The sequence below is a fragment of the Candidatus Zixiibacteriota bacterium genome (genome assembly GCA_019038695.1).
Lineage (GTDB): Bacteria > Zixibacteria > MSB-5A5 > GN15 > FEB-12 > B120-G9.
The window spans coordinates 37,444-49,131 of the sequence record JAHOYZ010000043.1 but is presented as its reverse complement, the minus strand read 5'-3'; the positions used below and the strand labels follow the sequence as shown (position 1 = coordinate 49,131).

12 protein-coding genes are annotated in these 11,688 nt (G+C 50.7%); 10 read left to right on the top strand and 2 right to left on the bottom strand.

What is annotated here, in order from left to right; translation table 11 throughout:
* The 4 genes from pal to KOO62_12495 form a co-directional block, all read left to right on the top strand.
* The coding region (gene pal, locus KOO62_12510; GenBank protein ID MBU8934804.1) for a peptidoglycan-associated lipoprotein Pal at positions 1-440 on the top strand (440 nt) is incomplete at its 5' end.
* 12 nt (positions 441-452) lie between these two features.
* Entirely contained in the window at positions 453-1,256 is an 804-nt protein-coding gene (ybgF, locus tag KOO62_12505) for a tol-pal system protein YbgF (protein ID MBU8934803.1), read from the top strand.
* Between the two features lies 1 nt (position 1,257).
* Complete coding sequence (locus tag KOO62_12500; GenBank protein MBU8934802.1) at positions 1,258-1,800, top strand: hypothetical protein; 543 nt, start codon at positions 1,258-1,260, stop codon at positions 1,798-1,800.
* Between the two features lie 46 nt (positions 1,801-1,846).
* Positions 1,847-2,695: a deoxyribonuclease IV gene (locus KOO62_12495; protein ID MBU8934801.1), complete on the top strand. Its 849-nt coding sequence runs from the start codon at positions 1,847-1,849 to the stop codon at positions 2,693-2,695.
* Positions 2,696-2,698: 3 nt separating this feature from the next.
* Here the strand turns inward: KOO62_12495 and KOO62_12490 are convergent, their stop codons facing one another.
* Positions 2,699-3,256 carry a GNAT family N-acetyltransferase gene (locus tag KOO62_12490; protein ID MBU8934800.1) on the bottom strand — a complete coding sequence of 186 codons (558 nt, stop codon included), beginning with the start codon at positions 3,254-3,256 and terminating at the stop codon, positions 2,699-2,701.
* 146 nt (positions 3,257-3,402) lie between these two features.
* Here KOO62_12490 and KOO62_12485 point away from each other — a divergent pair, with 146 nt between their 5' ends.
* From KOO62_12485 to KOO62_12460, 6 genes are all read left to right on the top strand, one after another.
* A complete protein-coding gene (locus tag KOO62_12485) occupies positions 3,403-5,160 on the top strand; it encodes a histidine kinase (protein MBU8934799.1) in 1,758 nt (585 codons plus the stop codon).
* 24 nt (positions 5,161-5,184) lie between these two features.
* On the top strand, positions 5,185-5,751 hold the full coding sequence (locus KOO62_12480) for a CBS domain-containing protein (protein MBU8934798.1): 567 nt from the start codon (positions 5,185-5,187) through the stop codon (positions 5,749-5,751).
* 4 nt (positions 5,752-5,755) lie between these two features.
* Positions 5,756-7,789 carry an anion permease gene (locus tag KOO62_12475; GenBank protein ID MBU8934797.1) on the top strand — a complete coding sequence of 678 codons (2,034 nt, stop codon included), beginning with the start codon at positions 5,756-5,758 and terminating at the stop codon, positions 7,787-7,789.
* A 19-nt stretch (positions 7,790-7,808) separates the two neighbouring features.
* The gene (locus KOO62_12470; GenBank protein MBU8934796.1) at positions 7,809-8,297 is read left to right on the top strand and encodes a response regulator; all 489 of its coding nucleotides are present in this window, start codon (positions 7,809-7,811) and stop codon (positions 8,295-8,297) included.
* A 279-nt stretch (positions 8,298-8,576) separates the two neighbouring features.
* Positions 8,577-9,275: an ABC transporter ATP-binding protein gene (locus KOO62_12465; protein MBU8934795.1), complete on the top strand. Its 699-nt coding sequence runs from the start codon at positions 8,577-8,579 to the stop codon at positions 9,273-9,275.
* Positions 9,272-10,726 (top strand): ABC transporter permease, encoded by a 1,455-nt coding sequence (locus KOO62_12460; protein ID MBU8934794.1) that lies wholly within the window; start codon positions 9,272-9,274, stop codon positions 10,724-10,726. The genes KOO62_12465 and KOO62_12460 overlap by 4 nt, the downstream gene beginning before the upstream one ends.
* Before the next feature lies 1 nt (position 10,727).
* Here the strand turns inward: KOO62_12460 and KOO62_12455 are convergent, their stop codons facing one another.
* Positions 10,728-11,621 carry a DMT family transporter gene (locus KOO62_12455; GenBank protein ID MBU8934793.1) on the bottom strand — a complete coding sequence of 298 codons (894 nt, stop codon included), beginning with the start codon at positions 11,619-11,621 and terminating at the stop codon, positions 10,728-10,730.
* Positions 11,622-11,688 lie beyond the last annotated feature (67 nt).

The following is an 11,688-nucleotide window of genomic DNA, read 5'->3' as shown; positions in this document are numbered from 1 at the left end:
AACTAGATCCAAAAGTAGAAACTCCACCGGAAGCCCCGGCACCGCCGCCGCCGCAGGCCCCGCAACCACCACCCCCACCGCCGCCACCGGCAACTATCGAGGAATCGCAGTTTGTCACAGTCTATTTTGACTTTGATAAGTTCAACCTGCATTCCGAAGCCAAGGCTGCTCTTGATGCCAACTATAACTTGTTGATGGAGTTCCCGTCGGCAATTGCCAAGATCGAAGGTCACTGCGACGAACGTGGCACGGTCGAGTACAACTTGTCTTTGGGTGAGAAGCGAGCCAAGGCAGCCAAGGATTATCTGGTTGGTTTGGGGATTGCACCAGCCCGGCTCTCATTCATCAGTTATGGTAAAGAGCGCCCGGCTAACCCTGGCTCTAACGAAGCCGCCTGGGACAAGAACCGTCGCTGCGAATTCCGCGTAGTATCGCAGTAACAGAAAAGACGCGTGAAAAACATGCTGACCCGTAATAGAATACCAGTAACCGCCATCTTTATGATGGCGGTTCTGTTTGTGGGTGCGTTGCTCTCTGGATGCTGTACGCCGCGACATATCGACGAACTGCGGATGCAGGTTGAAGAGGTTCAGCGCCAGAACACACAAGTAGTTCAGGCTTTGACTAAGCTGGACACTCTATCCACTCAGGAGTCGGACAACAATCGGCGGCTGAGGACGGATGTCTCGATGACTGTTGATCAACTCGAACAACAGATATCGGCGCTACAGGAATCATACCAGGACATGTTGCAGAAGATCGACGCTATCTACCGCGCGGTCCATGAGAAGCGTGTTCTGCGTGGTTCCACTAGTGCAGGTAATGTCACTCCTGCTGCTACCCCCGGACAGCCACCGGAAGTGCCTGGAACTGTCACTTCGGACGACTGCTACAAAGCCTATGACGATGCTTTCATAATCATTCGCGGCCATGAATACGAGAAAGCCGTCGAGGCTTTCAAGGCATTCATTCGCGACTGTGAGAAGCACGAACTGGTAGAAAATGCTCACTATTGGATCGGTGAAGCATACTATTCGCTGGAACAGTTCGATGATGCTGTGGGCGAATTTGAATTCCTGCTGGAAAACTACGGGAGTTCTGTTAATACCAGTCGAGCTTTATACAAGTTGGGCCGCTCCAGACAGGAGTTGGGCAAAAAAGCTGAAGCCAAAGAGGCGTTTCAGAAACTGATTGATGAACATGGCGGTACACTAGAGGCTGAACAGGCCAAGGAGCGCCTTAAAGAACTCAAGTGAGATGACTCCGCCCATAGCTAAGTTACGTTTTCAAACCCCGACCGAGGCAGTTATTACCGGTCGGGGTTTTTATCAGTTGGAAGAGGACGCGCTTTACGTCCAGGTCGGTCCTTTCGATAATTCCCGGCGCTTCTTCTCTTACCTTGAAGGAGATCATGTCCGATTGGACATTGATCGTCATGGGCGACTCATCTTTATTGAAGTTGACGTTGCCCGACGTCATTGGCAGGTCGCAGACAATCTCTGCTTCCCGGAAAACGCTCGCGAGTCGGACATTCGATGGCTTGATTTCCGCAAGACCATTACAGATCCCCAGCTTATCACCAATCGACTACGTACAATACTTCGGCTGGAGTTTGCCTGTGCAAATCCCAGTCGAGCCTACCGACCGGCTGAGCATATTGTAATTGAAACCGACGAAAATGACCATCTTGTCGCTATCTGGATTGAAGACATCATCGACGATCTCGCCGGACAGGAGATAGCCGCTTATCGGAAACAAGTTCGTGGCAGTGAGCATTTTTTTGAACAAAAGAGGTCGTAACTTGTTTTCCGCATCAACAGATGTTAAGAACCTGTAGTGAGGATATATGATCTTTGGAGCACACCAATCAATAGCGGGCGGAGTTCACAAAGCCATTGAGCGTGGACACAAAGCTACCTGCGATGCTATTCAGATATTTAACAAGTCCAACAACCAATGGCGCGCAGCCAAGCTCAAACCGGATGATGTCGATGAGTTTCTCCGTCTTCAAGAGGAACTCGGTGTCACGGCGGCCACTTCCCATACCTCATACCTGATCAACCTGGCCTCCCCCAGTGATACTCTCCTTGAGAAATCGTTCCTTTCACTCAAGGAGGAGATGGAACGGTGCAATGTTCTCAAAGTACCATCGCTAGTGATACATCCGGGGTCGCATGTTGGTAGCGGCGAAGAGGATGGTATGGTGCGCGTAGGTCGGAGCATCAATCGTCTGTTCGACGAATTGAACGACAACACGGTGACTCTTCTCCTGGAATGTACTGCCGGTCAAGGAACGAATCTGGGATACACCTTTGAACAGATCGCGTACATGATTGATCTGGTTGATGACAAGGATCACATTGGCGTTTGTCTCGATACCTGCCACATCTTCTCGGCTGGCTACGAGTTGCGTGATGCGAATGGTTACCGTCAGACGTTTAAGGCTTTCGATGACATTATTGGCCTTAACCAACTGCGCATCATTCATGTCAACGATAGTAAGAAGCCGTTTGGGGAGAAGAAAGACCGCCACGAGCATATTGGTCAGGGAGAGATCGGTCTTGAAGGGTTTCGTAATCTTGTCAACGACAAGCGACTGGAGAGTATCCCAATGATTCTCGAAACTCCCAAAGGGGATGATCTGGTTGAGGATATTGAGAATCTCAAGGTTCTGCGCAACTTGGTGAAGAAGTAGCGGCTACTTTGGTTTGCGAATTTTGAACTCTTCCCGCAGTATACTCAGCAGGTGAAGGTCAAGCCATCTATTGCCCTTCCGGCGTGATTTGCGTTCCGTCCCCTCGTAGATGAAACCAGCCTTCTTTAGGAGTGCATAAGAGGCCTGATTCCTGTCGAATGTATGAGCATAAATCCGCCTTAAGCGTAGTTGCCGGAAACCAAAGCGCAGGATCAGTTGTACTGCTTCGCTCGTGTATCCTCGACGCCAATAGCGCCGCCCAAGCCAATATCCCAACTCAGCGATCTTGTGGAAATCATTGATAGCGACAAGGTCAATCATCCCAACGATTTCTCCAGATTGATTGTCTTCGATACCAAATGGATAGGAGCGGCCTTTGCGTACCAGCGAATGGGTGAACCTGATCCAGACGAGGGCGTTCTCGATAGTGTATGGGTGCGGAAGCAACAGGAGATTTCTGGCAACCTGGCGATCATTGGCGTGGCGCTGCAGTGAAGACGCGTCCGATTTACGCAACTGACGCAGGGTAATCAAAGAGCCTTTCAGAGTGGGTAATGACATAATAGAAGATACGGCTGCAACATGTTGACGGCAAGTGCTCGTATGATGATCACAAATATAGCGCTTGAGCGCAATGGTTTCTATTGACAATAGTGGAGTCCAACCTATATTCTGGATGACCGTGTTCCGCCGAAACATGGTGGCTGGTGTTCGCGAATACTCGGGTCCGGCTGCACTTAAGGCGAAACGAGAAAGACACTATTGTGCCTGCGGCCGAGAAAAAGAAGACGGTATCGTTTGCTGAGTTCCTTCCGTTTAGTGAGGAACACTATCGTGTAATGAGACGCAAACAGGTTGTCCGGCTTCTCCTGATGTATGTAGCCCCTGTAGCCATCCTGGCCGCCTTTTTCCTCATTCAGTATGATGCAATTGTACGGGAAAGCAAGCGATTGCATCTGCAGGCGATTGCCGAAAGTCAGGCCAATACTCTGGAACTTTTCCTGTCGGAAAGGTTGGTTAATCTCTCGAATCTAATCGACGATCCCCGGCACGAATTCCCGCCGACGTCGGAAGTGATGGAAGACGATCTCGACGGACTCAGGAAGAACAGTAACGCTTTTGTCGATATTGGTTTTTTTGATTCAACCGGAGTACAGACGTCCTATGCAGGCCCGTATCCTTCTCTCGAAAAACGCAATTACCGACAGGAATCATGGTATAAGACATTGTACGATGATCAAACTGGTTTTATCATCACCGATATCTACCTCGGTTTTCGTCAGCGTCCTCACTTCACTATCGCGGTCAGTCGTACTATCGATGGAGCTTTCGTCGTACTGCGAGCTACCTTGGCACCTGAGGAAATATATAACTATCTGAGATCTCAAACCGGTTCCGCTGAAGCCATCACATCGATTGTCAATCAGACCGGAAACTATCAATTGGCGACGCCTCGTCTGGGAACTCCCCTGGAGGCATCCTCATTTGTACCTCCACAAAAACCTGACGTCGGGGCAGGGGAGGCTCGCATTGATGGTAGATACCTATTGTACGGCTACTCCTGGCTTCAGATGGCCAACTGGGCAGTTATTGTACAACCGGCCTCAACTGACACGCAAGCTTTCCTGTCCGGGTTCAGACTGCGGATAATAATAATCAGTGTGCTTTTCGTTCTGTTCGGTTTTGTTGTAGCGGTGATTCGTGCCCGCAAACTCGTAGATATGCAAATGGAATCGGATCGGACTCGAGCACAGTTGGGTCATGCGGCCAAATTGGCGTCGGTTGGCGAACTCGCTTCCGGTATCGCTCATGAAATCAACAATCCGCTGGCCGTGATAACCGAGGAATCCGGTCTCCTAATGGACTATATGGATCCCCAGTTCGGCCACACGCTGGACGAGAATGACCTTCACAAACGGTTGAGTACAATCCAGGAATCCGCTTTTCGTTGCCGGGATATTACTCGTAAGCTTCTTCGATTTGTCAGAAGAACCGACTTTGACCTGCAGGAACACGACGTGCATGACATCATAAATGGCGTCATCGACGATCTCCTGGGACCGGAAATTGAGGTCTCAAGTATTGCGGTTGAACGTAATTACGATCGCTCGTTGCCAAAACTAACAACCGACTCTAATCAGCTTCAGCAGGTAATCCTGAATATTGTCAATAATGCCAGCGATGCCATAGGTGACGAACAGGGAACGATTACTATCACAACATCCAGTCACGGCAACAGGGTTCGAATATCTATTAAAGATACCGGATGTGGAATGATACAAGAACAGCTCGACAAGGTGTTTATGCCTTTCTTCACGACCAAAGAAGTGGGTAAAGGCACTGGACTTGGCCTGTCGGTAAGTTATGGAATTGTACGTGGTCTCGGCGGTGAGATTGAGGTAGAAAGTACTAAGGGCGTTGGAACTACTTTCACCCTTGTTTTACCGGTTAAGCAGAAACGGTAACTCAACATAGGAGCCATTTGTAACATGAGTGCAAACAAGGCCGGGGACCTGATGGTGCCCATTGATCAGTACCCGACAGTTGATTCCTCGGCCACAATTCTGGATGCTGTCATTCGCTTAGCGGAGTCCCGGTTCAATTCGGACCAGGGCAGACAGCCATATCAAGCCGTATTGATTGCCGACAACAATGGTAGAATTATAGGTAAACTGGGTCAACTGGCTCTTCTGAAAGCCCTGGAACCACGAAGCCATGTCGTAGCAGATCAGGACACGCTCAACAAAGCAGGTGTGAGCGATGCGATCCTGCAAACGGCACTGGATCACTTCAGTGTTCTTCAGCGAAGGCTTTCGGAAATGTGCCAGGGGGCGGTTGCGGTGCCGGTCCGAAGTGTTATGCGCCCCTTGAGAGAGCACATCGATGTAGATGCTCCGATCTGTGATGTTATTCATCAGATGGTGACCTGGCAAACATTATCGGTTCTGGTAACACAACAGGACCGCCCTGTCGGACTGATTCGATTGTCCGACCTTTGCGATGAAGTAATGGAACAGATGCGACAGGCAACCACCAGTACTGACAGCAAGGATTGATTGAATGGCCAAGATACTGCTTGTAGATGATGAGGATCAGTTTCGATCGGATATTGCCGAACGACTCAACTTGCGTGGCTATGAGACCATTGAGACCGATAATGGAGAAGATGCAATCAAGATTGCCAGGAACGATTATGATATTGATATTGTTCTCCTGGACCTGAAAATGCCGGGCTTGAGCGGTGAGCAGACGCTCGTAGAGTTGAAGAAATTCCGTCCTGCCGTTCAGATCATTCTACTGACAGGACATGGCTCAATGGCCTCGGCGATGGAAACTGGACGATTGGAAGCATATGCTTATCTTGAGAAGCCATGCGAATTGGATAAGCTTCTTGAAACGATTGAAGCAGCCCGCGAGGACCGACCCCACGTTATGGCTCGCCATGAGATCCCACTTGTAGAGAAGGGATCGGTGAAGAAATGGTTGATCGGATCTCATAATTCCCGCCCGGGCGTAATAATCCTCGGTGCCTTACTCTTTGCTCTGGCGTTGTTGGCTCCCTCGCCGCAGCGTTTGATTGACATTCTCGACGCCCCCAAGACCGGGGAGATAACCGATATCAATATGGGCTTTGCCGGTTATCGCATGATGAGTGAAAATGAGACTATCGCTGACTATTACAGTCATAAAAATAAAATGTACAAAAAGACCCAGGATACCGACGGTAACACTGTCAAAGTGGTGCAGACCGCCGAGGAATTATCAACTAAGGCCCGTGTGATGCTTGCTACGTTGGTCGTGGCGGCGTTATTCTGGGCTTCAGGAGCTGTGCCGGTAGGGATCACGGCTTTGCTTGTCGGGGTATTGATGTACTTCACAGGCGTTCTTCGACCCGATGACATTGCCAAAGCCTACGCCAAGGATGCGGTCATATTCATATTCGGAGTGTTGGCCATAGCGGTGGCGATTTCCAAAACGGGATTGGATCGACGTATAGGGTTACTGCTACTAGGACCGGCAAAGACTCTGCCGCGACTTCTGTTTCTCTTTCTCCCTTTGCTGGCTATGGCTTGTTCGGTGATCTCAGAACATGCGTTGGTAGCATTTATCATGCCGCTGTTCATGATGGTCTATGCCACCTCGATTCGTGCCGCTGGGGTCAAGACGGATCGTGCGCTGGCCGTCATGTTTGCCTTGGCTCTCTGCTACACGGCCAACTCGGGTGGTCCTGGTTCGCCCGCTGCCGGAGGTCGGAATGCAATCATGATGGGTATTTTACAGGATTACGATATAGCCCCGACCTTCGGCGAGTGGATGACCTACGGAATGCCCTTTGTGCCGGTCATGGCCCTGGTCATCGCAGCCTATTTCTACTTTACCTTCCGCAAAAAAATTAAGATTAAATCGCTTAATGTTTCAGCAATAGTGCGTCAGGCTTCCGACCAGATCGGACCAATGAATAAAAACGAGTATCTTACTGGCGCAGTTCTGGTGGGCGTCATAGCTCTCTGGATCGGGGCGAGCGATACTTTCGGCATGGGTGGTCCGATCATCCTCGGCTTGGTGGTTTTGAACATAATGCGAATACTCAAATGGCGCGACATTACCACCATCCACTGGGAGGTGATCGCCCTCTACGCCAGTGCCAGCGCCCTTGGTAAAGGCCTGGCAGAAACCGGTGGAGCGTTGTTCCTGGCCGACAGTTTCCTCAGTATTCTGCCGGACTTCATGAGCGACGGAGCCGGGTTAGCTATGGCGGCCAGTCTGTTCACTGGAATATGTACTAACTTCATGAGCGACGGGGCCACAGTTTCTGCTATTGGTCCGATTACTGTGCCGATGGCGACTATAAGCAATACTCACCCCTGGATGATTGGCTTTGCTACCGCCTTCGCTTCGTCATTTGCCCACATGCTTATAATTGGTACTCCCTCAAATGCAATTGCCTATGCTATGGCAAAAGATCCGGTGACAGGTGAGCAGTTGGTAACTCTCGCCGATTTTCTCAAGCATGGCGCCGCAGTACTATTGCTGTCGTTTGCTGTTCTTTGGGGATGGACAATTTTTGGATATTGGAGATTCATTGGGTTCTAGAGAATGAAAGGCACAACCCATGTCAAATAAGATTAGATTGCTGATTGTTGACGACGAAGTGGAGTTCCTCGAATCAATCGCCAAAAGATTGGAGATGAGGGACTTCAATGTGCGGACAGCCGCCCGCGGAGCGGAAGCTGTCGAGATTGCGCGTAATGAGAAATTCGATATTGCCCTCCTCGATTTGAAAATGCCCGGCATTGACGGACAGGAAGTACTGAAGATTCTCAAGGACGAGCACAAATTCCTTGAGGTTATTATCCTCACCGGCCACGGCTCTGTCGACACTGCGATAGAATGCACTAAACTGGGTGCTTTCAGTTACCTGCCGAAACCATACGAATTGGAAAAGCTCCTGGAAGTGCTCATGCAGGCATACGAGGAAAGACTGAAGAAGAAATTCAGTGCGGATGAAAGCCGGATGCAGAAATTGACTGAGATCGCTACCGGATCCAGTGCGCTCGGAATTCTGCGAGCTATGCGCGATCTTGACGACGAGGAAAAGTAGCGCCTGGCATAAGCGGTTGAAGCAAAATATAGCTGACAACCCGGCTATCAATGACATGATGATGCATTGATGGCCGGTCTGACTTGCGCAACTCGATCAGGATAGTTTGAGACTCCCGGGGTGGGGGTAGTATAACACAAAATACAATTGCAACTTGTTACGGACAAGTGTTCGTATACTATTCATGAATCCCGACCTTCCAATAATTGGTTGCCTGTGGTTGATCCGGGAGTGATGTTGATACGATAAGTGTGACGTCTGTGAAAGGGACAACGACTCGTGAACAAATCATGGCTGCAGACATTTGATCTGTGTCGGTACTACCAACGAGGGATACACGAGGTACGCGCCATCGATAGAGTGAACCTATCTTTGTCTCAGGGAGAATTCCTGGCTGTAGTGGGTTCATCAGGTTCAGGCAAATCAACGCTGATGAATCTAATAGCCGGGTTGGATAGCCCCACCTCGGGCCAGGTGGAGGTTGCGGGTGAAGTCTTATCTGATCTCTCGCGTCGGGAACTGTCCGCCTATCGCGCCAAACGAATTGGAATGGTCTTTCAGTCGTTCAATCTGTTGCCTCATCGCACAGCCATTGAGAATGTGGAACTGGCGTTGTATTTCAACCACACGCCACGCGATCAACGACGAGATCTGGCAGAGGCGATCCTGATCCGACTGGGTCTGGCGGACCGCATGGATCACAAACCATCCGATCTTTCCGGCGGTGAGCAGCAGCGGGTAGCGCTGGCTCGGGCGCTGGTCAAAAAACCGGAGATCCTTCTGGCGGACGAAGCCACCGGCAATCTAGATAAGGATAACACGCAATCAATCGCCGAACTATTGACCGAACTAAATGCTGGCGGGTTATCGATTGTGCTGGTAACACATGATCTTGACCTTGCTCAGCAGGTTGCCGAACGGACAATTCTCATGAGTTATGGCTGCGTCGTTACCGAAGATCAGGAGGGGGAATCATGACCCTGCATGATTTGGTGACACTCTCTGTGGGTAACATGTGGCGGATGAAGCTACGGGCAGTGCTGACTATATCCGGCGTAGTGATTGCCATCGCGGCCTTTGTCTCTATGCTATCGTTTGGGGCGGGTAATCAAAAGATGGTCAACGACCAGTTCAGCAAGCTGGGACTGATGACCACGATGCAGGTTTCTCCTCGACTTGCCACTGATTCAACCGAGGCAACGGTGATTGACGTTGAGGCGCTAAGAATTTTGGGGTCGCTCCCGAGCGTACGATTGGCTTATCCCTTCAATGATTTCGACCTTGAAGTCAAGCACGATGATTCTCAGATAACAACCGGCGCGCAGGCTCTTCCGGTGACGGCCGCACAGACTCGTCTGTTTTCCCGGCTTGTGGCGGGAGCAATGTTTGAGCACGATAGCTCCAAGGGGGCAGTGGTGACGGAAGAGTTAGTGGATCTCTTGGGGTTGACCGAACCGGACTCAATCATAGGGGAGACGCTGATAGTGTCCGTGCTGGTTGCCAGTCTGGACAGCGGCCTTGCTCACGTGTTCCAGGATCCGGACGGGATCATTCGTGAGCGCCTGTCGGATATCCGTTTTGATTCTCTGATGCGGTCCGATTACGGTGTACGAATCGTTCGTCGTGAGTTGGGTTCGGCGGCGGGACGATTCGTCGACGGGTTCATGAATGCGCGTGACCGAGTGAGCGACACGCTGGTGGTAACAGGTGTGATAGAATCGCACCGGGGACGTCGTCTTCGAACCAAGTATGTCATTTTCCCCATCGCTACCGCTACCCGTTTTGATGCAGCCGGGTTCTCCGGCGATCCAACCGATTTATTCTCAACCGTGAGGGATGGATCGTTGTTCTCCGGCGAAGATGTTGCCAGCACGAAAAGCTTCTCACGAGCAACACTTGACCTGGAACCGGGAATGCCTCATCAGCCGGTCATTGATACGGTGGAGGCGTTGGGGTACCGGGCGTTTAGTTTCGCGGTGCAATTTGACGAAATCCAGAAAGCCTTTTTCTACTTCTATTTGGCATTGGGAGTAGTTGGTTTTATTGCTTTGGTGACGGCATCACTGGGGATTGTAAATACAATGGTTATGTCGATTACTGAGCGGATTCGTGAGATCGGGATTCTTAAGGCGCTCGGTGCCGATGAACGGGATATTAAGCTCTTATTTCTCGTAGAGTCCGGTGTAATTGGAGCGATCGGGGCGGTCGTTGGCATTGTCTTTGGCTGGCTAATTACACGAGCAGCATCATTGATCGCCAGGATAATAATGGAACGTCAGGGAATTGACGGAATGGAACTTTTCGCAATGCCGGTATGGTTGGTCGGAACAGCGTTCTTGTTTGGTTTTCTGGTGAGCCTTGCAGCCGGTTGGTATCCGGCAGCACGAGCGGCACGCGTTGATCCAGTTGAAGCGTTACGAGGCAACTAGGTCATGCTGATGTATCTTGCGCTCGCTTTCCTGATCTTCGTAGACCAGAAATAACAAGCGCGGCGAAAATGAGCAGCCCTCCCAGGGCACGATGGCGCACGATCTGTTCCCCACCCAGTGACCAGGCAAAAATGGCGGCAAAAACCGGCTCCAGGGCGAATATCAGAGAAACTTTCAAGGGGGATGTGTATTTCTGAGCTATCGCCTGGATTACGAATGCGGACAGGGTCGGAAACAGAGCCAGGAAAACAATTATCCAACCTGCCTGAGTGGATCCAATCCCAAAAGGCAGATCGCAAATCAACCCGGTTGCCAGACTCATCAGACCGACCAGAAGAAACTGCTGGCAGGTTATTACTAATGGATCAACGCCTGCCTTCATATACTTATCGGTGTACAGCAGGTGGAGAGCATAAGTCATCGCCGCCACCAACGTGAGGATGTCTCCGATATTAATATCTCTTAGTCCGCCGGTCAGGACCCACAGGCCTATCAGCGATACAACCGAGGCTACAACCTCCATTAGGGTCGGTTTACGCTTGAAAATAACTCGCAGGAATACGGGAACAAAGGCTACAAAGAGGCCGGTGATGAAACCTGAGTTGGAGGCAGTGGTGTACTGCAGGCCGATTGTCTGGGGTATATACAACAGCCAGAGAATTATCGCCAGGAGAATGGCTCGTTTGATACCGGCGAAAACCGGTCTGCCGGTAGCCAGCAAATAAGCTAGCATACCGAGCCCCGCCAGCAGGAAGCGATAGGCCACCAGGATGACTGGATCAACGTCGTCCAACACACCCTTGACTACGAAGAAAGTTGAACCCCAGATGACAGCGGCGTAGAACAGGCCGGCGTCAGCCAGCAGCATCCGTGGTTTTGAAAGTGAAGCGGCCATAAGTTGTAGATAGTTAGTCGAGTTAGAGATGTATTGTCAAGGCAAGTCGTACCAAGTTCAAGTTTGA